Source organism: Streptomyces sp. B5E4 (assembly GCF_039871555.1).
Classification (GTDB): domain Bacteria; phylum Actinomycetota; class Actinomycetes; order Streptomycetales; family Streptomycetaceae; genus Streptomyces.
In genome coordinates this window covers 58,957-79,084 of record NZ_JBDPMI010000028.1, presented here as the reverse complement: position 1 = coordinate 79,084, position 20,128 = coordinate 58,957, and the positions used below count along the sequence as shown (strand labels likewise).

Annotated in this window: 18 protein-coding genes and 1 pseudogene; 10 read left to right on the top strand and 9 right to left on the bottom strand. The window is 75.7% G+C overall.

Annotated elements, in window-relative coordinates; all coding sequences use genetic code 11:
* Positions 1-20: 20 nt before the first annotated feature.
* The 3 genes from ABGA99_RS28615 to ABGA99_RS28605 all read left to right on the top strand — a co-directional run bounded on the left by ABGA99_RS28615 (position 21) and on the right by ABGA99_RS28605 (position 3,771).
* Positions 21-944, top strand: a complete 924-nt coding sequence (locus ABGA99_RS28615; RefSeq protein ID WP_347575029.1) for an ABC transporter ATP-binding protein — start codon at positions 21-23, stop codon at positions 942-944.
* A 68-nt stretch (positions 945-1,012) separates the two neighbouring features.
* Positions 1,013-1,768, top strand: coding sequence for an ABC transporter permease (locus tag ABGA99_RS28610; RefSeq protein ID WP_347575030.1), 756 nt, complete (start codon positions 1,013-1,015; stop codon positions 1,766-1,768).
* Positions 1,765-3,771: a TOMM precursor leader peptide-binding protein gene (locus ABGA99_RS28605; protein WP_347575031.1), complete on the top strand. Its 2,007-nt coding sequence runs from the start codon at positions 1,765-1,767 to the stop codon at positions 3,769-3,771. The genes ABGA99_RS28610 and ABGA99_RS28605 overlap by 4 nt, the downstream gene beginning before the upstream one ends.
* 93 nt (positions 3,772-3,864) lie before the next feature.
* Here ABGA99_RS28605 and ABGA99_RS28600 read toward each other — a convergent pair whose 3' ends face one another.
* Complete coding sequence (locus ABGA99_RS28600) at positions 3,865-4,038, bottom strand: thiazolylpeptide-type bacteriocin (RefSeq protein ID WP_018840305.1); 174 nt, start codon at positions 4,036-4,038, stop codon at positions 3,865-3,867.
* Positions 4,039-4,244: 206 nt separating this feature from the next.
* Here ABGA99_RS28600 and ABGA99_RS28595 point away from each other — a divergent pair, with 206 nt between their 5' ends.
* Positions 4,245-5,501: an amidohydrolase gene (locus ABGA99_RS28595; RefSeq protein WP_347583728.1), complete on the top strand. Its 1,257-nt coding sequence runs from the start codon at positions 4,245-4,247 to the stop codon at positions 5,499-5,501.
* Positions 5,498-5,734 (top strand): hypothetical protein, encoded by a 237-nt coding sequence (locus ABGA99_RS28590; RefSeq protein WP_347575033.1) that lies wholly within the window; start codon positions 5,498-5,500, stop codon positions 5,732-5,734. Before ABGA99_RS28595 ends, ABGA99_RS28590 begins: the two co-directional genes overlap by 4 nt.
* A gap of 6 nt (positions 5,735-5,740) precedes the next feature.
* Here the strand turns inward: ABGA99_RS28590 and ABGA99_RS28585 are convergent, their stop codons facing one another.
* From ABGA99_RS28585 to ABGA99_RS28575, 3 genes are all read right to left on the bottom strand, one after another.
* Positions 5,741-6,760: a hypothetical protein gene (locus ABGA99_RS28585; protein ID WP_347575034.1), complete on the bottom strand. Its 1,020-nt coding sequence runs from the start codon at positions 6,758-6,760 to the stop codon at positions 5,741-5,743.
* A 225-nt stretch (positions 6,761-6,985) separates the two neighbouring features.
* The gene (locus ABGA99_RS28580; protein ID WP_347575035.1) at positions 6,986-9,064 is read right to left on the bottom strand and encodes an ATP-binding domain-containing protein; all 2,079 of its coding nucleotides are present in this window, start codon (positions 9,062-9,064) and stop codon (positions 6,986-6,988) included.
* A 32-nt stretch (positions 9,065-9,096) separates the two neighbouring features.
* Entirely contained in the window at positions 9,097-9,771 is a 675-nt protein-coding gene (locus ABGA99_RS28575; RefSeq protein WP_347575036.1) for a TetR/AcrR family transcriptional regulator, read from the bottom strand.
* Between the two features lie 89 nt (positions 9,772-9,860).
* Between ABGA99_RS28575 and ABGA99_RS28570 the strand changes: the two genes are divergently transcribed.
* Positions 9,861-10,640, top strand: coding sequence for a class I SAM-dependent methyltransferase (locus ABGA99_RS28570; protein ID WP_347575037.1), 780 nt, complete (start codon positions 9,861-9,863; stop codon positions 10,638-10,640).
* 57 nt (positions 10,641-10,697) lie between these two features.
* On the opposite strand, the gene ABGA99_RS28565 is transcribed toward ABGA99_RS28570, so the two are convergent.
* Positions 10,698-11,237 carry an N-acetyltransferase gene (locus ABGA99_RS28565; RefSeq protein ID WP_347575038.1) on the bottom strand — a complete coding sequence of 180 codons (540 nt, stop codon included), beginning with the start codon at positions 11,235-11,237 and terminating at the stop codon, positions 10,698-10,700.
* Between the two features lie 304 nt (positions 11,238-11,541).
* On the opposite strand from ABGA99_RS28565, the pseudogene ABGA99_RS28560 reads away from it, so the two are divergent.
* A pseudogene (locus tag ABGA99_RS28560) lies at positions 11,542-11,730 on the top strand (SAM-dependent methyltransferase); the annotation flags it as partial.
* A 69-nt stretch (positions 11,731-11,799) separates the two neighbouring features.
* Positions 11,800-12,297 (top strand): GNAT family N-acetyltransferase, encoded by a 498-nt coding sequence (locus ABGA99_RS28555; protein WP_347583727.1) that lies wholly within the window; start codon positions 11,800-11,802, stop codon positions 12,295-12,297.
* A gap of 111 nt (positions 12,298-12,408) precedes the next feature.
* On the opposite strand, the gene ABGA99_RS28550 is transcribed toward ABGA99_RS28555, so the two are convergent.
* The 4 genes from ABGA99_RS28550 to ABGA99_RS28535 form a co-directional block, all read right to left on the bottom strand.
* A complete protein-coding gene (locus ABGA99_RS28550) occupies positions 12,409-13,107 on the bottom strand; it encodes a lytic polysaccharide monooxygenase (RefSeq protein WP_347583726.1) in 699 nt (232 codons plus the stop codon).
* A gap of 207 nt (positions 13,108-13,314) precedes the next feature.
* Positions 13,315-15,054, bottom strand: a complete 1,740-nt coding sequence (locus ABGA99_RS28545; protein ID WP_347583725.1) for a PH domain-containing protein — start codon at positions 15,052-15,054, stop codon at positions 13,315-13,317.
* Entirely contained in the window at positions 15,051-15,584 is a 534-nt protein-coding gene (locus tag ABGA99_RS28540; RefSeq protein ID WP_347575042.1) for a PH domain-containing protein, read from the bottom strand. The genes ABGA99_RS28545 and ABGA99_RS28540 overlap by 4 nt, the downstream gene beginning before the upstream one ends.
* A 22-nt stretch (positions 15,585-15,606) precedes the next feature.
* On the bottom strand, positions 15,607-16,878 hold the full coding sequence (locus tag ABGA99_RS28535) for a helix-turn-helix transcriptional regulator (protein WP_347575043.1): 1,272 nt from the start codon (positions 16,876-16,878) through the stop codon (positions 15,607-15,609).
* A gap of 100 nt (positions 16,879-16,978) precedes the next feature.
* On the opposite strand from ABGA99_RS28535, the gene ABGA99_RS28530 reads away from it, so the two are divergent.
* Together ABGA99_RS28530 and ABGA99_RS28525 are read left to right on the top strand one after the other, a co-directional pair.
* A complete protein-coding gene (locus ABGA99_RS28530; protein WP_347583724.1) occupies positions 16,979-18,724 on the top strand; it encodes an FAD-binding oxidoreductase in 1,746 nt (581 codons plus the stop codon).
* Positions 18,721-20,109, top strand: a complete 1,389-nt coding sequence (locus ABGA99_RS28525; RefSeq protein WP_347583723.1) for an MFS transporter — start codon at positions 18,721-18,723, stop codon at positions 20,107-20,109. The genes ABGA99_RS28530 and ABGA99_RS28525 overlap by 4 nt, the downstream gene beginning before the upstream one ends.
* Positions 20,110-20,128 lie beyond the last annotated feature (19 nt).

Here is a 20,128-nt window from a genome sequence, read left to right as displayed (position 1 = left end):
AAGCCCCGAAGGAGAAGCCCGTGACGACCGACACCGACGCCTCCGCGGGACGGCCCCCGGCCGTCCGCCTGGAGGCGGTGCGCAAGAGCTACGGCGACGTGCGGGCGGTGGACGAGGTGTCGTTCACGGTCCGCAGCGGCGAGTTCTTCGGCCTCCTCGGCCCCAACGGCGCCGGCAAGACCACGCTCATCGAGATCATGGAGGGCCTGCGGGAGGCCGACGGCGGCGTGGTCGAGGTGCTGGGCCGGCCGCCCTGGCCGCGGAACACCGCGCTGCTGCCGCGGCTCGGCGTGCAGACGCAGACGTCGGCGTTCTTCGTCCGGCTCACCGCGTACGAGCACCTGAAGACGATGGCCGCGCTCTACGGGACGGAACGCGCCGCCGCGGACCGCACGCTGGCCCTCGTCGGCCTCACCGAGCAGGCCGACGTGCGGGTGGAGAACCTGTCCGGGGGGCAGCGGCAGCGCCTCGCGATCGCCTCCGCGCTGGTGCACGCACCCGAGCTGATCTTCCTGGACGAGCCGACCGCCGCGCTCGACCCGCAGGCCCGCCGCGCCCTGTGGGAGCTGCTGCGGGAGCTCAAGCGGGCCGGCCGCACCATCGTCTACACCACCCACCACCTCGACGAGGCCGAGGCGCTGTGCGACCGCGTCGCGATCATCAACCACGGCCGCATCACCGCCCTGGACACCCCGGGCAGGCTGGTCGCGCGCGGCGGTACGTCGGTGTGGCTGCTGGTGCCCGCGGAGCGGCTGAGCGAGGAGGCCGCCCGGGTGCTGCCCGGCGTCACCGAGGTCACCCGCGAGTCCGACGCCCTGGTGCTGCGCACCGAGGACGCCGGGCCGGTGCTGGCCGCCGTGGAGAAGGCCGCCGGGCTGCACGGGGTGCGTACCCGCACCGCCAGCCTGGAGGACGTCTACCTCCAGCTCACCGGCCAGGACTGACACGTGACCGCCCCCGTCCTTCGCCTTCGGAGCCCTCTCAGCCCTCGGAGCCATCGGAGAGAGATGCCATGAGTGCCTATTCCGCGCTGGCGGAGGCCGGCTACCGGGCGTACACCCGGGACAAGACCACGCTCTTCTTCACCTTCGCCTTCCCGCTGCTCTTCCTCGTCGTCTTCGGGCTGATCTTCCACGGCCAGGACGTGGAGGAGAGCGGCCGGCCCTACATCGCGTACATCGCGCCCGGGGTGCTGTCCTGGGGCGTGGGCAACGCGGCCGTCTTCGGCGTCGGGTTCGTGCTGATGCAGTGGCGGCGCGACGACATCCTGCGGGTCATCCGGATGACGCCCACGCCGCTGTCCGCCGTGCTGGGCTCGCGGTACGTGCTGGCGGTGGGCATCGGCCTGGTGCAGGCGGTGCTGTTCGTCGCGGTGGCGCTGCTGCCGGTGATGGGGCTCGAACTGGCCGCGGGCTGGCCGCTGGCGATCCCGGTGCTGGTGCTGGGGATCACGGCGTTCCTGGCGCTGGGCGCGATCGTCGGCTCCTACGCCCGCACCCCGGAGGCGGTGGCCGCGGTCGCCAACTTCCTGATGGTGCCGATGGCGTTCCTGTCCGGCTCGTTCTACCCGCTGGACGCCATGCCGTCGTGGATGCAGGCGATGAGCTGGGTGCTGCCGCTGCGGCACCTCAACGACGGGGTGTCGGCGGCGCTCACCGACGCGGGCGGCGGCGCGGACATCGCGGTGGCGTGCGGCGGGCTGGTGGCGTTCGCGGTGGTGTTCGGCGCGGTGGCGTTCCGGGTCTTCCGCTGGAGCGACCGCACATGACGACGACGGCGGAGCAGACGCAGGCCGTACGGGCCGGGGCGCAGGGGCCGTTCGAGGCGGCGCGGACCTGGCTCGCGGAGGCGCTACGGAGCCGCTGGGCGGCCGGCGGGGGTGAACCGGAGGGCGCGGGCGGCCTCGGTGCCACCGGCGCGCCGCACCCCCCGCTCCCCCTCGTCGTCCCCCTCGGCGCCGCCGACACCCTGCACCCCGGCCGCGACCCGTGGCCGGACGAGCGCCCGGGCGCCACCGTGCACCTCACCTCGCGTGCGGTGCTCGTCGGCCCCTGGGGCGCAGGACCGCATCCGGCCGCAGGCGGACCGCCCGCACCGCGGCCCGCCTGCGGCCGGTGCCTCGCGATGCGCTGGCAGCGGTTGCGTACCCGCTCCGAACGGGAGGCGCTGGAGGGCGGGTTCGGGCCGCAAGGCGGCTCCGGCTGGCCGGTGCTGACGGACCACGTCGCCGACGCCGTGTGGGCCGTGTGCCGCGCGGTCGCCGGCCGGCGCTCGCCCGAAGGACTCGCCCGCGTCACCCGCGTCGACCTCGGCACCCTGGCGCTCGCCACCTTCCCGCTGCTCCCCGAGCCGCTCTGCCCCGCCTGCGTGACGCCCGCCGACGACGCGCCCGAGCACGGCCGGATGTCCCTCGACGCCACCCCGAAGCCGGCCCCCGACGTCTACCGCGTCACCCCGCTCGCCGCCCTCGACCTCCCCGAGGCGGCGCTGGCCAACCCCGTCTGCGGCGCCCTCGGCTCCACCACCCACCTCAACCCCGCGTCCACCACCACCGCGCCGATCTCCGGCAGCGCCTTCGTCCGCGGCTACGCCGGACTCAACGACGTCACGTTCTCCGGCCAGGCCGACGCGTACGCCACCAGCCGCACCCTCGCCTACCTGGAGGGCCTGGAGCGCTACGCCGGCACCCACGCCCGCCGCGGCCTGCGCCCCGTGACCGCCTCGCTCGGCGAACTCGTCGCCGAGTGGGGCGAGAACGCCGTCGTCGACCCCCGGCGCACGGGTCTGTACGCCCCGGAGACGTACCGCGACGACCCCATGGTGGCCCCCTTCGACCCGGCCCGCCCGATCCCCTGGATCTGGGGCCACTGCCTGCGCGACGACCACCCCGTGCTCGTACCGGCGCGGCTGGTGCACTACAGCGCCGGGCTGCCGTCCGACAACTTCGTCTTCGAGTGCTCCAACGGCTGCGCCACCGGCGGCTCGCCGGCCGAGGCCGCGCTGTACGGGCTGCTGGAGCTGATCGAGCGCGACGCCTTCCTCCTCGCCTGGTACGGGCGTGCCCCGCTCACCCGCGTCGACCCCCGCTCGACCGGCGACCCGCGGGTGCGCGGCATGCTGGACCGGGCGGCGCTCCTCGGCTACGAGGTACGGGCCTTCGACACCCGCAGCGATCTGGGCATCCCGGTGATCACCGCGGTGGCGGTACGGGAGGACGGCGGCCCCGGGCTGCTCTCGTTCGGCGCCGCCGCGGCCCTGGACCCGGCGGGCGCGCTGACCGGCGCGCTCAGCGAGGTGCTGACGTACATCCCGCACCTGCCGTACCAGGTGGCCGAGCGCCGCGCGGAACTGGAGGCGATGGCGGAGGACTTCGGGCGCGTACGGCAACTGAAGGACCACGCCCAGCTCTACGGGCTGCCGCGGATGGCCGCGCACGCCCGGGACTTCCTGACCGACGACCCCGCGCTGCCGCTGGCCGACGTCTACGCCGACTGGGCGCTGGTGCGCCCCGCGACGCTGGATCTCCGCGACGACCTGCGGCTGCTCGTCGACGCGCTCGCGGTGCACGGGCACGACGCCGTCGCCGTCGACCAGACGACGCCCGAGCAGCGGGCGATGGGCCTCGTGACCGTCGCGACGCTGGCGCCCGGACTGCTGCCGCTGGACTTCGGCTGGCACAGGCAGCGGGCGCTGCGGATGCCGCGGCTGCTGGCGGCGGCACCGGCGGGAGCCGCGGGCGGGCTGCGGACCGTGCCGCACCCGTTCCCGTAGCGGATGCCGGGACCACCGCGCACCGCAGCCCTCGCGGGAGGAGCGAGTCCGTCCCGTGAGGGCTGCTCTGGGCGCGGCGTCACCGACGGATCGTCAGGCGCTGCACGAGGTGGTGCTGGTGGTGCTGGAGCAGGTCGAGGTGGAGGAGCAGGAGGTCGAACCGGCGAGGACGACCTCGGCCTGGTCCGAGTAGTCCGAGATCTCGAAGGTCTCCGACTCCAGCTCCAGGATCTCGTCGGCAAGGGTGGAGAGCGCCTTGTCAGCCATGGGAACTCCTTCATCCGTGAGGGGTGGGCCCGCCGTGCGTGTTACCGGCGGGTCCGTTGGTTGTTCCGGCCATTCAAGCGACGGCCGCTGCCACCGCCGCCCGCGTTTCGCTGTCACTTCGCTGTCACCCGGCGACAGGGGACTGAGTCCGTACTGATCACGTCATCGGGCAGGCTGGGGTCGCCCGGAAGAGGAGCGTGGCGCGCATGACCGTACCCGCGGACGTTCTGCGGTCTGCCGTCGAGTGCTGTCTCGACGTCCATCTCCACCCCGAGCCGTCCGGGGCCGAGGAACGCACCGCGGGCGTCCTCGCCGACCGGCTCGCCGCCGACGGCTACGCCGTCACCCGCGGCGTCGGCGGCCACGGCGTCGTCGGCCTGCTGCGCCGCGGCGAGGGCCCGACCGTGCTGCTGCGCGCCGAACTCGACGCGCTGCCCGTGACGGAGGACAGCGGCCTGCGCTACGCCAGCACCGTACCCGGTGTCTCCCACGCCTGCGGCCATGACGTGCACCTCGCCGCGCTCGCCGGCACCGCCCGGCTGCTCGCGCAGGACACCGGCGGCTGGCGCGGCACGGTGGCGGTCGTCGGACAGCCGGCCGAGGAGACGCTCGACGGTGCGCTGGCGATGCTGCGGGCCGGGCTCTACGACCTCACGGGACCGCCCGACGCGGTCCTCGCCCAGCACACCGCCCCGCTGCCCGCCGGGGCCGTCGCCCACACGGACGGCGCCCCGCTGCTGGCCGGCACGGTCGCCCTCGACGCGGTGCTGCACGGCACCGGCGGCCACGCCGGGGCGCCGCACCTGACGGTGGACCCGGTGGTGTCGGCGGCGGCGGCCGTGCTGCGGCTCCAGGCGCTGGTCGCCCGCGAACGGGCCCCCGCGGAGCAGGCCGTGCTGACCGTGGGCCGGCTGCGGGCCGGTACGGAGGCGAACGTCATCCCGGACCGCGCGGAACTGGGCATCAGCCTGCGGGCGTTCGACGAGGGCACCCTGGACCGGCTGCTGGCGGGCGTCCGCCGGGTGCTGGCCGGCGAGGCGGAGGCGGCGGGGGCGCCGCGGGCGCCGGAGGTGACGGTACGGGCCCGTTCGCGGACCCTGCTGGCGGACGCGGGGCTGACGGGGGAGCTGAGAGACGCCCACGTCGCGGCGCTGGGCGGCGCCCGCGTGCTGCGCTGGCAACCGGCCACCGCGGCGGAGGACTTCGCCTGGTACGGGCCCGCCGGCGCGGAGGTGCACGGGGCCCCCGGCGTCCGGCTCGCCTACTGGATGCTGGGCACCGTGTCCGCGTCGGCCCGCCGCGAAGCGGCCCGCACGGGCGTCCAGGTGCCGGGGAACCACTCGCCGCGGTTCGCGCCGGACCTGCGGCCGGCGCTGGAGACCGGCATCGAGGCGCTGACGGCGGCGGCGCGGCGGGCGCTGCGGGCGCGTACACCGGACGATCCCGCCCGGGCGGCCCGATGAGCGGCGGCGGGTCGGTCGAGGTGGCGTTCGTGCGCCAGGACTTCGACGCCCCGCCCGCGGAGACGACCGCGGTCCGGCTGCTGTGGCTGCTGCGGGCCCATCTGCCGCACGGTCTGCGGGTGGAGTCGGAGCGGATCAGGCTGCGGCTGGCGGTGCCGGAGGTGGGGGCGGTGACGGTGGCGGGCGACGCGCTGACGCACCGGTCGTGCGCGGGCTGGTCCGTGGAGAACTGACCGGGGTCACACCCAGCCGCGCTCGCGGGCAAGCAGCGCCGCCTGCGCTCGCGTGGAGGCGCCGAGGATCCGCAGCACGTCGGCGATGTGCCTGCGGTACGTACGGACGGAGACACCCAGATCCCGGGCCCCCGTCTCGTCCTTGCCCACCTCGCACATCATCCGCAGCACCCGCAGCTCCGCCTCCGACAGCTCCGGCTCCGGCTCCGCGGACTCGCGCAGCTCGACGGAGACGTCCTCGGCCTGCTCCCACACCTTCTCGAAGAGTCCCGACAGCGTGCTGACCAGCCCCCGTCCCCGTACCAGCAGCGCGCCCTCGTCGAGGTTCTTCGGGTCCTTGGGCATGAGGGCCACCCGCCCGTCGTACACCGCGAGCTGGTCCGAGATCTCCTCGACCACCCGCACCTCGCCGCCCCGGGCCAGCAACTCCCGTACGTGCCCGGAGACCCGCGGATGCCGCAGCGTGTCCGCGGGCAGCACCAGCCGCCGCCGCACCCCGCGCTTCAGCGCCCGCCACTCCACCGCGCGCCGCTTCAGCACCGCCTCGCTCATCAGGTGGAAGCCGGGCTCGACGGAGGCGATCTCCTCCCGGGCGAAGAAGACCAGCTCCTCCATCCGGTTGCTGAGGTCCTGCCGGTCGTCGATCTCCTCCACACCGTGCTCACCGCCGTAGGCGCCCGCCTGGCCCGTGTCCGCCGGGGCCGAGGTCTCCGCGCGGAGCGTCGTCAGCACCTGCCGGCTCTGGGTGAGCCGCTGGATCTCCTGATACATCTCGCGCAGCCGCATCTCGGTGAGCCGCGCCACGACCTGCTCCGGATCGACGGGGACGAACCACCCCGGCCGATCCCCGGGTCTGAGCAGCCGCAGCCCGATCAGGCGGGTGAGGGCCTCTTCCATGTCATGCCGGGCGATGCCGAGCTTCACGTGGACGCCTTCGGAGGGCGAATCGGGGTTCCGGAGGAAATGCCGGTAAAGCTGCTCCTCCGCGGGGGAGACCCCGAAGACCCCCATTTCGTTGGTGTGCACGGCGAGCCTCCTGCTTCGAGCGGTGTGCCGCGAGGGCCCGGCGGTAGCCGGCCCCATGGTTCCGCGCCGTCGCCACGGCAGGGTGAACTTCGGCGTAACGACAATTTGTCACGCCGGAGTGCGCTGCGGCATGCATACCCGAGGCAGACCTTGGAAAGCGAGTGACGCGCACGGCGTTCCGAACTCCCGCCCGTGCGTGGGGAGTCGGGGTTCGAATGCGGTGTTTCAGGGGCGGATGCCGGGCGGCAGCGGTGCGCAGTGCACGATGTGCAGGCGGGAGACCGCGCGGGTGAGGGCCACGTAGAGGCGGTTCAGGCCGCGGGGCTCGGCGCGGACGATGGCCGCGGGCTCGACCAGGACGACGTGGTCGTACTCCAGCCCCTTGGCACGTGAGGCCGGCACGACCGTGAGCCGGGCGCCGGGGGCGTCGGCCGTACCGGAGACCGGGTGCCCGGCCGCGAGGAGTGCGCGGCGCAGGCGGTCCGCCTCGTGGTCGGCCGCGATGACGCCGACGGAACCCGCGTGCTCCAGCGCCGTCCTGACGGCGGCCAGGGCCGCGGCGGTCGTGTCGCGGGCGGCTTCGACGGACACCTCTCCGTCGCGGCGCAGGGACCGCGCGGGCGGTACGTCGGTGTCGAGGTGGGCCAGCAGCCGGTCGGCGAGCGCGGCGACGGCGCCGGGGATGCGGAAGCCGCTGGTGAGTGCGGTGACGACGGCGTCCGGCTTGCCGAGGTGGGCGAGGAAAGGGGGCCAGTCGCGGGCAGCCCAGGGGGTGGTGCCCTGGGCGAGGTCGCCGAGGACGGTGACGGAGCCGGAGGGGGAGCGGCGGGCGATGGCGCGGCACTGCATGGGGGAGAGGTCCTGCGCCTCGTCGACCACCACGTGCCCGTAGCCGGCGGGGCGTTCGATCAGCCCGGCGAGTTCGTCGAGGAGGACGAGGTCGGCCGCGGACCAGCGCGCCGACCGGGGCGAGCGCGGGGCCCTCGGCCAGCGGAGCGCCCGCTGCTCCGCCGCGTCGAGTACGCCGTCGGCCGCGGCGGCGAGGGTGTCCGGGGCGGCGAGCAGCCCGGCGAGGACCTCCTCGGGCCGCACGGCGGGCCAGACGGCGTTCACCAGCGCGGTGACCGGGCGCGCCCGGGAGATCTTCTGCACCCAGGTCCGGGTACGGGGCCCGCCCCGGCGCTCGGCCTGCTGCCGGACGGCCTCGACGACGCGCGCCCGGACGCGCTCGCGCCCCACGGCGTAGAGGGGTTGCTCGGCCCGTACGCCGCGGACGATCTTCTCCAGCTCGTCGGCGGGCACCCGCCGGCGGTACGAACCGTCCGGCAGCACCAGTGACTGCCGTACCTCCGTCCGGACGTGCGCGTAGAGCGCGCGGCGCAGCACCTCCGCCATGCGGACGTCGTGCTTGACGAGGGCGGCGGCGTCGCCGTCCTGAGCCGTGGCGGGGTGGCGGGCGATCTCGTCGTCGAGGGTGGACTGCCGCACGCCGGTCTCGCCGAGCGCCGGCAGGACCGCCGAAATGTAGGCGAGGAACGCGCGGTTGGGGCCGAGGATCAGCATGCCGCCGCGCTGGATGCGCTGCGGATAGGTGTAGAGGAGGTACGCGGCGCGGTGCAGCCCGACGGCCGTCTTGCCCGTGCCGGGTGCGCCCTGGACGCAGAGGGAGGCGGTGAGGCCGGCGCGTACGAGGTCGTCCTGCTCGGGCTGGATGGTGGCGGCGATGTCGCGCATGGGCCCGACGCGGGGACGCTCGATCTCGCCGGCGACGATGCTGCTCTCCGGGGTTCCGCCCTCACGCGTATCCAGGCTTTCGCCCTTACGGAGGTGTTCGTCCTCCAGGCCGGTCAGGTCGCCGGAGTCGCCCCGCCCCGTCGGCGCCCAGCCGAACCGGCGCCGGACGGCGACGCCTTGGGGGGCGCGGGCGCTCGCCTGGTAGAAGGCGCGTGCCACGGGCGCCCGCCAGTCGACCACCAGGGGCGGGGCGGCGGGATCGCGGGCGATGCGCAGCCGGCCGATGTAGTAGGTCTGCCCGACGTGGTCACCCGCGGCCGCGATGTCGCGGGCGAAGTCGAGGCGCCCGAAGAAGAGCGGGCCCTCGGGCAGCTCCCGGAACTCCTTGGCCCGGCTGCGCAGCCGGTGCCCGAGCACCTCGGCGTCGGCACCGGAGGCGGAGGCGTCCTCGCCGGCGACCACCTGCTCCTGCGCACCGTCGATCATGGCCTTCAGCGCCGCTCGGCAGGAGTCGTGGTAGGCGCGTTCCCGGATCAGGGCGTCATCGAGTACGGAGTCGGAGCGTGGCATGCCTCCACGATAATGCAACCGAGTAACATTTTTTACTTGGTTTCGGTCGAGGTTCCGGCGAGGTCCGGCAGTCCCGCGCCGAGCTGGGCGAACGCCGCTTCGGCGGTGGCCACGGCCTCGGTGTAGAGCGCGTCGGCCCGGTGCCCCGCGGTGATCTGACGCCAGTTCTCCTGCGCGAGGACGCGCTGCACGGCGACGATCTGCCCGGCGGCCAGCCGCGCCCGTACACCGGGGCCGGTCCCGCCACCGGCCCCGCCGCCGATCTCCCTGCCGAGGGAGTCGGCGAGGGCGGCCTCGTCCCGTTCCGTGTGCGCGTGCAGGCGGGCCACCAGCGACGGCGTTCCGTACAGCAGCCGGTGGAAGGCGAGCACGTCGGCGTCGTCGTTCAGGCCGGTCACCGGGTCGCGCCGGGCGAGCCCGGCGAGGAAGTGGCGGCGCAGCGCGTCCAGCGGCGAGCGTCCGGTCCCGCGCTCACCGACCACCCTGCCGGCCTCGCCCGCGTGGTCCGCCAGCCGGTGCAGGACCAGGTCCTCCTTGGCCGGGAAGTACCGGAAGAGCGTCGGCTTGGAGACGTCGACGGCGGCCGCGACGTCGGCGACGGTCACCTGCTCGTAGCCCTTCTCCAGGAAGAGCCGGATGGCCGTGTCCGACAGCCGCTCGTACATCTGCCGCTTCTTGCGTGCGCGCAGCCCGCCCGTGTCGCCCATGCCGCGAAGCGTACGCAGTGCGTTCCGGCGGGTGCGGCGGCGCTCTTATCCGGTCGCTCCCGTCACCCCCTCTTTGCGACGATCACCCCATGACCTCCGATCCCGCCGACGGCCCCGAGTTCGACCGCCTCCTCGACGAAGCCGCCGTGACCCCCACCGAGGGCTGGGACTTCTCCTGGTTCCACGGCCGCGCCACCGAGGCGCGGCCCTCCTGGGGATACCAGCGCGCCATGGGTGCCCGCATGGCCGCCGCGAGCGCGTCGCTGGACATCCAGACCGGCGGCGGCGAAGTGCTCGCCGGGGTGCCGGTGCGGCCGGCGCTGTCCGTGGCCACCGAGGCGTGGCCGCCGAACGTCGCCAAGGCCACGGCCCTGCTGCACCCCCTCGGCACCGTCGTCGTCGCCGCCCCGGAGGAGCCCCCGCTGCCGTTCGCGGACGGCGCGTTCGACCTGGTGGTCAGCCGGCACCCGGTCAGGCCGTACTTCGGGGAGATCGCCCGCGTCCTGCGGCCCGGCGGCACGTACTTCGCCCAACACGTCGGTCCCGCGAGCGTCTTCGAGCTGGTCGAGTACTTCCTCGGGCCGCAGCCGGAGGAGACGCGGCGGGGCCGCGACCCGGAGCGGGAGCGCGCGGCGGCGGAGGCGGCCGGGCTGGAGATCGTGGACGTGCGGACCGAGCGGCTGCGGATGGAGTTCCACGACGTGGGCGCGGTCGCGTACTTCCTGCGGAAGGTGATCTGGATGGTGCCGGGCTTCACCGTCGCGGCGTACCGGCCGAGGCTGCGCGAGATGCACGAACTGATCGGGGCGCAGGGCCCGTTCGTCGCGCACAGCTCGCGGACGCTCTTCGAGGCGCGCAGGCCCGCCTGAGCGGCGTCGGTGGTGGTACGGGGCGCGCGCGGGCCGCGCGCCCCGTACCGGTGGTGATCAGATACCGAACGCCGCCGGCCAGCGGATCATGCCGCCGGGCAGCGGGTGGGCCTCGTCGAGCGCGAGGGCCATCACCGCCTCGTCCGGCGCCTCGACGGAGAGCCGGATGCCGTACGCGGACGCCCGCGTGAAACCGAACCGCGGGTAGTACTCCGGGTGTCCGACGAGGACGACGTACCGCTCGCCCCGCGCGGCTGCCGCCGCGAGCGCGGCCCGTACGGCCACGGAACCCACCCCGTCACGCTGCCGCTCAGGCCGCACGGAGACGGGTCCGAGGCAGAGCGCGGGGGTGTCGCCGATGTGGCCGCGGGTGAGCAGGATGTGCCCGAGGGCGGCGTCGGTGTCGTCGAGGTCCGCGTCCGGGTCCGTGACGACGAGGGACAGGCCCTCGATCCAGGCGGACTCGTCGGCACGCAGCTTGTCGACGATGTCGGCCTCGTGCGCCCGGCCGAAGGCGGCGAGGGTGATCTCGCGGATGACGGGGATGTCGGCGCGCGTCTCGGCACGCGTGATCCAGGTGTTGCCCGTGATGCCCATGAGGGATATGGATCCGTTTCGATGGTCGTGTTCGTGTGGACGCCCCGCGGGCTCACGCTCCCGGCGTGGGCGGGGTGGGAGAGAGGTCAGGCCACGGCCCGGGACGTGAGGGAGACCCGGGCACTGCGCACGGTGGCCTTGAGCGCGGTCATCAACCTCACCTCCCTCTCTCTTCTCCGTCCGTGGACGAACACGGCGAGGGCCACTCTACAGGGGGGAGTCGTCCGGCGGGACGGGGGAGTCGGCCCGGACTTCTCCGACGGGGACGGCCACGGGGGCGACGACCGCGGCGATGACCTTCCGTGGCCTGGGCGTCGACGCCCGCATGGCCGCGTACGCGCGCGAGGGGCGGGCTGGACGTCCACGTCGCCCGGTTCGAGGACTGGGACCCGGCGGGCCGCCGCTTCGACACGGTCGTCGCGGGCCAGACCTGGCACGGGATCGACCCGGTCGCGGGCGCCGCCAAGGCGGCGGCCGAGGGCCTGGGGGCAGGTTCGTCATGGGGTACACGGCGCTGGTGGTGACCGCTGTGGTGCGGCGGGGGCGGGGTTAGCCTGGCGGGATGATCGAGACCGAACGGCTCTTGCTGCGACCGTTGACGACGCAGGATGCCGACGCGTTCGTGACGCTGCACGCCGATGAGCGGGTGAACAGGTTCGTGGGCGCGTACTCGCCCGAGCAGGCGCGGGAGCGGCTGGTCACGATCGAACGGCAGTGGGCGGAACGGGGGCACGGGCTGTGTGCCGTCGAGCTGAAGTCCAGCGGGGAGTTCATCGGCCGGGTGGGGCTGAACTACTGGGAAGAGCTGGACGAGGTCGAACTCGGCTGGACCCTGGCGGCGGAGTCCTGGGGCCACGGCTACGCGACGGAGGCCGCCGGCGCGTGTCTGGACTGGGGGTTCGCGACGCTGGCGGACGAGTACTTCATCTCCTTGATCCGCCCGGCGAACACGGCGTCGGTGCGGGTGGCGGAGCGGCTGGGGTTCGCGCCCCGGCGGGAGCAGACGTTCATGGGGCACGAGGTGACGGTGTACGCGCGGGACAGACCGTCCGACGGCTGAGGCGGCTTCCGCCACCGGGCCGAGGGGTACGGGCCGCGCGCGCCGGTGCGCCCCGCCACCGGGGGCCGTTCGCGGTGGCGGGGCGCGGTCCTTACGGGTGCGTCGGGGCGGTTACGCGCAGGGGCCGAGGTCCTCCCACACGCCGCTGCCGCCGCCGGGCGTCTCGCCCTGGGTCCACCACTTGGCGCGCCAGGTGTGGCCGTTGTGGGTGACCGTGTTGCCGCCGTTGTAGACGGAGCCCGCGCTCCAGGGCGTCGCGGCGCACTGACCGGGGCCGGGGCCCGGGTCGCTGCCGCCGCCGATGTTGACGTCGATGCAGGAGTAGAAGGCCATGGGCGTGTCGTAGACGTTCCACACGGCGAGGACCTTCTGCTTGCCGCTGAAGTTGCCGAAGTTCACGTTGTGGTACACGTCGGCGGCGGGCTGGGCGCCGCCGTCGTTGAACTCGGCGATCTTCGTGCCACCGATGAAGTACTGCCAGGTGCTGGTGCGGTGGCGCGCGGTGAGGTGCCAGCTGAACGTGGTCGAGCTGCCGACCCCGTTGACGCGCCAGCCCTTGCCGTTGTCGTCCAGCTCGGCGAACTGCCCGTTGCCGCCGCTGCAACTCGTCAGGCCCTTCGGGCCCTCGACGCTCTGCGGCTCGTACGTGATCTGCCCGCAGTTCACGATGCCCTGCGCGCACTGGTCCTGCCGGCTCGACGGGGACGTGACCCAGCCGTGTGCGCCGGCGGAGGGGGCGGGGAGGCTCACGGCCAGGACGGGGGCGACTGCCGCACCGACCACTGCCGCCAGTCTTCGTTTCGTGTGCATGTCAACTCCTGGGCTCGCGTGACATGGGAGGACGCGCAGGTGGCCACGGGTGGTCCAGCGGCTCGCCGTCCGCGCGCTGTGGTGCGCGCCGTCGACTGCGGCTCGGCGACCGGCTGTTGGTCTAGACCTTAGCGGCTGTCGGGTTGCGGTCAAGGGGGCATGGCCCCCCAAGTCCGCACGCGACTCCACTGGTCTGGACAAGACCGCTCACCGCGCATCTCCCCCGGCGGTTACGGGAGTCGGGCCCCGGCCGTCCGCGTCGTCCGCCCTCACCAGGAACGGCGTCAGCAGCTCCGGCACCGCCTCCTCCGCGAACCGCAGCCCCTGCGCCTCCCCCACGTCGTACGCCGCGTACGCCTGCGCCCCCGCCGCCGTCGTCGCCCGCAGCGTCACCAGCCCCGCCCGCCGCTGGAACAGCGACTGCCGCACCGTCCAGCCGACCACCCCGTCCCGCCGCAGCGCCACCGTGGAGCGCCGCAGGGTGCCGCTGCGTACGACCAGATACGGCCCCGCGAGCCCGTGCCCCAGGCTCCGGTACGCGTCCCGCGCCAGCAGCGCCGCCGCCGGCAGGAGCACCGCCGCCGTCACCGCCGCCGCGTACAGCAGCCCCCGTACCGACAGCGCCGCGCCCAGCACGCCCAGCACCGCCACGGGCACCAGCGCCGCGCCCAGCGACCACCGCAGCCGGCGCGCCAGCGCGGCCCGCGGGTGCGGGGCCAGCTCCGGCCGGGTCAGCGCGACGGGCGCGCGGAGCACCCGGGCCGTCACGTCGTCGACGACGGCGCGCGGGGCGGCGGGCAGCAGGGCGTTGAGGTCGTCGTCCTCGCCGTCCCTGCGGGACAGGCCGGTCGCGATCGCCTCCACCCGGGCCGCGCCCGACAGCCGTACCCCCAGCGGCTCGACGACGTCGACGCCGCGCAGCCGCGCCTCCTCCAGCGATATCGACCGGGTGGTCAGCAGCCCGCGGCGGACGCGCAGCGTGCCGTCCGGCTCGCGCTCCAGCCGGTAGCTCCACCACATCTCGGTCCACAGCCCGAGCGAACCCACGAACCCGGTCACCAGCGCGATCGACCCCAGGGCCAGCACCGTCCACAGCGCGGGCAGCGGGCTGAAGGTGTCCCGTACCCAGTCGACCACCGTCTCCTCCGCGCCGAACCACTGGCTGACCTGCATCACCGCGCCCCAGCCGGTGAGCGCGAGGAGGGGCGTGAGGAACGAGAGGGGTGCGTAGCGGATCCAGCCGGGGGAGAGGGCGGCGAGCCGGGGGTCGTCGCCGGCCGGTGCCGCCCCCGTCTCCCGGCGCAGGAGGGCGCGGCGCAGCGACTCGCCCTCCGCGCGCCGCACCGGCATCAGTTGCAGCGCGGACTCGCCGGCGGCGCTCTGGTCGCCGGTGCCGATACGGACCTTGACCAGCCCGAGGAGACGGAGGAGGGGGTGCGCGGTGAGGTCGACGGTGCGGATCCGGTCGCGGGGGAGGGAGCGCCGGTTGGTGAACAGCACGCCGGTACGCAGCTCGACGCGCTCGGCGCCCACGCGGTAGCGGGTGTGGCGCAGCCGCAGCACGTCCACGGCGAGCCCGCCGCCGAGGAGCAGCACGCACCCGGCCAGCACCCAGGCCACGGCGGCACGGAAGTCGAGGTGCGCGGCGAGCCCGGCACCGACCGGGACACCGGCGCCGAAGGCGGCGCCGAGGAGGAGCTGGGCGGTGACGAGGAGGGAACGGCGGTCGAGGCGGCGCCAGTCGGATGCGGCGTCCGGTGGCGCCGGGGCGTCGGTGGCGGTGACGGCCACGGTGGTGTCGGTCGTGTCGCCGGTGTCGGGGGCCGGGGTGCGCGGGGCCGGGGCCTGCGTGCGCGGGGCCGCGGGCGGCGGGTCCGGTGCGCCGGCGGGCGGCGCGGTGCGCCCTGCGGGCGCGCCCGCCCCCGTACCTGTGGCCGCGTCCGTCACGTCGCGTCCCCCGGCGTCTTCTGCGTCGCCAGCGCCAACCGCTCCGCCAGCTCCGCCGCCTCCTCGTGGTCCAGCGCCTCGATCCGCAGCGCGCCCTTCGCCGACGCGGTCGTCACCGTCACCGCCGCCAGCCCGAACGCCCGCTGCAGCGGCCCCCGTTCGGTGTCGACCGTCTGGATCCGCGACATCGGCGCGATCCGGGAGTCGACCCAGAAGTAGCCGCTACGGACGTACACCGCGTCGTCCGTGACCTCCCACCGGTGCACGCGGTAGTACCACCGCGGCAGCCCCAGGCCCACCGCCAGCCCCGCCGCGGCCACCCCCGTGCCCGCCGCCAGCAGCCAGAACCTGGCAGGACCGATCAGCGCGCCCAGCCCGCCCAGCACCGCGACCGGCACGGCCGCCGCCAGCAGCAGTTGCGTACGCCACCAGGCGACCGCCCGGCGGTCCACCCGGTGCTGCGGCGGCCGCAGCCGCGGCCCGGCCTGGTCCGGGACCCGGCTCTCTCGATCTACGCCCACGATCTGCACCGTACGTCCTGCCCCGCGGAGGTCACGGCCGGGTGCGCAGCGTTCCGGCCGCGGCGACCGGCTCGTAGTGCTCCAGGAAGAGCTTGCCGACGAGCGCGCCGCGGGTGGAGACGCCGGTCTTGTCGAAGACCGCCTTGATGTGGTCGCGGACGGTGTGCGGGGAGAGGAACAGCTCGGCGGCGATGCCCTCGGTGGCCAGGCCGCGGGCGAGGAGCTGGGTGATCTCCAGCTCGCGGGCGGTCAGTTCGTAGGCGTCGGCGAGGAGCGGGGCGATCTCGGCGGCGGCCGCGGGTTCGATGACGACGGCGGTGGACTGGGGGGCGCCGTCGGCGCCGTGGAGGCAGGAGGCGTGGCAGGTCAGCCACCGTCCGGCGGCGGTACGCAGACGGATGCGGGGCGCGGCGCCCGTCGCCGCCGGGGTCCGGTCGGCCGGGTGCGTCGGCTCGGCCGTGCCCGCCGTCGCCGGAGCGCCGGCCGCGGTGCCCGCCGTCGCCGGTTCCTCCGCCGCCGCTGCCGCCGTCGCGGCGCGGGCCTGGAGCACCACCCCGTGCAGCCACGCCGGCACCGCGAGGCCCAGCGCCGACGCCCGCGCCGGTCCCGGGGGGAGCGCGGCGAGGTGACGGCGGGCGGCGGTGTTGGCCGAGACGAGACGGGCGTCGGCGTCGAAGAGGAGCAGGCCGGGCTCGCCGCCGCCGCGGAACTCCCCGTTCCGTACGGACTCCTCCACCCCTCTGTCCCTACCCGCGGCCGCCGGCTCCGCGTACGAGCGCAGCCGCCGCGCCAGCGGCGTCGTCAGCCCCGCGACCACCCGCTCCTCCGCCGCGCTGAACGGCGCCCGCCCGCGCGCCCGGAACAGACTGAGGTGCCCCTGCGGCCGGCCGCCCACCCGCAGCACCGCCCGCAGCTCGTCGTGCAGCCCCCGGGGCCGCAGGAACTGCCGGTAGATCGCCGCCCGCTCCGGCTCCCCGCCCGTCGACGCGCGCAGCGCCGCGACCGGCACCCGGGCCCGCGCGAGATCCGCGAAGCGGTTGACCCGCTCGTCGAACAGCTCGCACTCCCAGTAGTCCCAGCAGCCGCGCTTGTCGGTGTTCTCGGTGCGGACGGGCGCGGTCATCAGCCCGGTCGCCGGATCGGTGGCGCGCCAGACGGCGGCGTCGTACGGCAGCAGCCGGCGCAACTGCGCCGACACCTCGGCGAAGAGCGCGAGCGCGTCGGGCGCGCGGTCGGCGCGCGCGAGCAGCTCGCCGCGCACCGCGCCGCGCGCGGCCGGGGTGAGGACAGCGGGTGTCGGCACGGGCGGCCACCTCCGCCACGGACAACGGCCGGGGGCGCGTCCGGGATTCCCCTCAATCGGGGGATGGGTTGGCGCGGCCGCCGGGCGGAGGGTCGCGGACATGGAGTTCATGCAGTTCAGGCCGGGTGAATCCGGCTACGAGACGGAGTTGGCCGGCTTCAACCGGATCGTGTCCCACCGGCCTGCGGCGATCGCCGCGGTGCGGTCGGTGGCGGAGGTGCGGGCCGCCGTGCGGTACGCCGCGGAGCGCGGGATGCCGGTGGCCGTGCAGTCGACCGGCCACGGGCCCGCGGGGGCGGTCGGCGCGGACACCCTGCTGCTGTCGGTACGGCGGCTGCGGGGCGTGCACGTCGACCCCGCGGCCCGTACCGCGCGGGTCGCCGCCGGCACCCGCTGGCAGGAGGTCGTCGACGCCGCGGCGCCGCACGGCCTCGCCCCGCTGTGCGGTTCGTCGCCGCTGGTCGGCGTCGTCGGCTACACCCTGGGCGGCGGCCTCGGCCCGCTGGCCCGCACGTACGGCTACGCGGCGGACCAGGTGACGGCGGTGGAGCTGGTCACCGCGGACGGGCGGCTGCGGGAGGTCACCGCCGAGCGGGAGCCGGAGCTGTTCTGGGCGCTGCGCGGGGGCGGGAAGAGCGGCTTCGGGGTGGTGACGGCGCTGACGTTCCGGCTGCCGCCGGTGGCGCGGCTGTACGGGGGCGGGCTGCGGTTCGCGGGCGCGGACGCGGCGGCGGTGCTGGCGGCGTGGCGGCGGGTGACGGCGGCGGCGCCCGAGGAGCTGACGACGTCGGTGGCGCTGCTGCGCGTACCGGGGGAGCGGGGGTTGACCGTGCACGTGCGGGTGGCGGTGGCGGCGGAGTCCGGGCTGGAGGCGCTGGGGGAGAGGCTCGTACGTCCGCTGCGGGAGGCGGCGCCGGCGTTCGCGGACACGGTACGGAGACGCCCGTACCGCACGGTCGCGGAGATCCACGAGGACCCGGTGGAGCCGATGCCGTACCACGAACGCGGCATCCTGCTCCGGGAGTTCGGCGCCGCCGCGGAGGCCGCGCTGCTGGCCTCTGCCGGCCCGGGGGCGGAGTGCGCGGACTGGGCGGTCGAGCTGCGCCACCTCGGCGGCGCGGCGGGCCGCCCCCCGGCGATGCCGAGCGCGGTGGGCAGCCGGGCGGGGGCGTTCACGCTGACGACGCTCACGGCCCCGGGCACGGACAGCGGGGTACCGAGCGCGCTGGGGGAGTGGTCGACGGGCGGCAGGTACGTCAACTTCCTCGCGGGCCCGGGAACGGAGCGGCTGGCGCCGCAGGCGTACGACGCCGGGACGTACGCGCGGCTGCGGGCGGTGAAGGGAACGTACGACCCGGAGAACGTCTTCCGCCACGGCCACGCCGTGCCTCCGGCCGGGACCGGGGTCGCGGCGGGCGCAGACCGGGCCGCGAACGCGGGGGCGGGGCAACCCGGTTCCGGTGGTCACGCCGGGACGGGCGGGACCGCGCCGCCCGGTTCCGCGGGTTCAAGTCCCGCCGCCCCGCCCGGGGCCGGTGGCCCGCCCGGGGTCCGGCCGGCCGCCTCCGGCGGGCCCCGCGTGCCCGCGCAGGGCGCCGCTGCGGAGTCCGGCGGAGCCGCGCCGGCCGGCTCCGGGGGACCCGGTGACGCCCGCACGGCGTCGGCCACCCCTGCCGTTTCCGGGATCACGGCTCCGACCGGTTCCGCCGGAGTGGCGGGTCTCGTGACCCCCGCCGGTCCCGGCTCCGCCGCGGCGGCCGGATCCCCCGGCTCCGCTGCCGGCCCTGCCCTCGACGCAGCCGCCCCCGCGGCAACCCCCGCCCGACTCCCCCGGAGGGTCTCGTGACCGCCCCCGCGGCCTCCGCCGCCTCCCTCTCCTCCAGCCCGCCGAGCCGGTCCGTCGGGCTGCGGCTCGGGGCGCTGTTCGGGCCCGCCGTGTTCGGCGTCACCGCCGCCGGGGTGGCGCTGCCCGACGTGGCACGCGGGCTCGACGCCTCGCCCGCCGCGGCCACCTGGGTGCTCACCGCCCACGCCCTCGCCCTCGGCGTCGGCACCGCCCTCGCCGGGCGGCTCGCCGACGCTCTCGGCATACGGCGCATCCTGGCCGCCGGTGCCGCGGTACTCGCGGCGGGCGCCGTGGTGTGTCTGCTGGCGCCGTCGCTCGAAGTGCTGGTCGCCGGGCGGTTCCTGCTCGCCGCCGGGTCCGGGGCGATGACGTCCGGCGCGCTGGCGCTCACCGCCGCCACCGCGCCCGAGCGGCGCGCGCAGGTGCTCGCCGTCTTCGGCGCGGTCATGGCCGTCTGCTCGGCCGCCGCGACGCTCGCGGGCGGCGTGGTCACCGAAGGGGCCGGCTGGCGGCCGACGCTCGTGCTGCCCGCGCTCTCCCTCCTCGCCCTCCCGTTCTGCCTGCGTCTCGTACCTGCGCGCGGCGGCGAGGGCCGCGCGCCCGACCTGCCCGGCGCCGTGCTCCTCACGCTCACCGCCGCCGGCCTGCTCATCCTCATCCAGTCCACGACGCTCGACCTGCCGCCCGCCGCCGTCGCGGGCACCGCGGCCGTGCTGCTCGTCGCGGGTACGGGCTGCGCGGTCCGCACCGTGCGGAGACCCGGGGGATTCGTCCCGTACACCCTGGTGCGCGATCCGCTGTTCCGGCGGGCGGCGGCGACGGGCGCGGGGGTGTACGCGGGGCTGTTCGGCGCGATGTACGCGGTGCCGCAGCTGCTCGTACGGGACCACGGCTGGAGCGTCTTCGCGGTCGGCGGCTGGCTGCTGCCGGGCGCGGTGGCGGGGGCGGCGCTGTCGCGGGTGGCGAGTGGACTCGGTCCGCGCGGCGCGCGGCTGCCCGCGGCGGTGGGGGCGGTCGCGGCGGTGCTGCTGGGTGCGGCGGCGCTGACCGAGGAGCCGGCGGTGCTGGTGGTGGGCACGTCGGCGGCGCTGGCGGCGTTCGCGGTGACGCAGGTGGTGCTGACGGGGCTGCTGTCGGGGCACCTGGCGCCGGAGCGGCGCGGGGGCGCGCTGTCGCTGCTGAACCTGGCGTTCTTCGTCGGCGGCGGCGCGGGGTCCGCGGTCGCGGGCGCGCTGGCGGATGCGGAGGGCCTGCCGGTGGCGCTGGCGGTGGTGGCGGCGTTCCCGCTCGCGGCGGGGGCCGCGGCGGTGCGGCTGCGGCTGCGGCACACCGTGTCAGCACCGTCTCAAGATCGCTCCAAGCGCGCGACAGAGGGCGCTTCCTGAGGACGAACGGAGGAAGGTG

Bases quoted from the DNA above. Each gene is read 5' to 3' on its own strand.
- ABGA99_RS28610 (WP_347575030.1), top strand. From the start codon at position 1,013: ATGAGTGCCTATTCCGCGCTGGCGGAGGCCGGCTACCGGGCGTACACC.
- ABGA99_RS28605 (WP_347575031.1), top strand. From the start codon at position 1,765: ATGACGACGACGGCGGAGCAGACGCAGGCCGTACGGGCCGGGGCGCAG.
- ABGA99_RS28600 (WP_018840305.1), bottom strand. From the start codon at position 4,038: ATGGCTGACAAGGCGCTCTCCACCCTTGCCGACGAGATCCTGGAGCTG.
- ABGA99_RS28595 (WP_347583728.1), top strand. From the start codon at position 4,245: ATGACCGTACCCGCGGACGTTCTGCGGTCTGCCGTCGAGTGCTGTCTC.
- ABGA99_RS28590 (WP_347575033.1), top strand. From the start codon at position 5,498: ATGAGCGGCGGCGGGTCGGTCGAGGTGGCGTTCGTGCGCCAGGACTTC.
- ABGA99_RS28580 (WP_347575035.1), bottom strand. From the start codon at position 9,064: ATGCCACGCTCCGACTCCGTACTCGATGACGCCCTGATCCGGGAACGC.
- ABGA99_RS28575 (WP_347575036.1), bottom strand. From the start codon at position 9,771: ATGGGCGACACGGGCGGGCTGCGCGCACGCAAGAAGCGGCAGATGTAC.
- ABGA99_RS28570 (WP_347575037.1), top strand. From the start codon at position 9,861: ATGACCTCCGATCCCGCCGACGGCCCCGAGTTCGACCGCCTCCTCGAC.
- ABGA99_RS28565 (WP_347575038.1), bottom strand. From the start codon at position 11,237: ATGGGCATCACGGGCAACACCTGGATCACGCGTGCCGAGACGCGCGCC.
- ABGA99_RS28555 (WP_347583727.1), top strand. From the start codon at position 11,800: ATGATCGAGACCGAACGGCTCTTGCTGCGACCGTTGACGACGCAGGAT.
- ABGA99_RS28550 (WP_347583726.1), bottom strand. From the start codon at position 13,107: ATGCACACGAAACGAAGACTGGCGGCAGTGGTCGGTGCGGCAGTCGCC.
- ABGA99_RS28530 (WP_347583724.1), top strand. From the start codon at position 16,979: ATGGAGTTCATGCAGTTCAGGCCGGGTGAATCCGGCTACGAGACGGAG.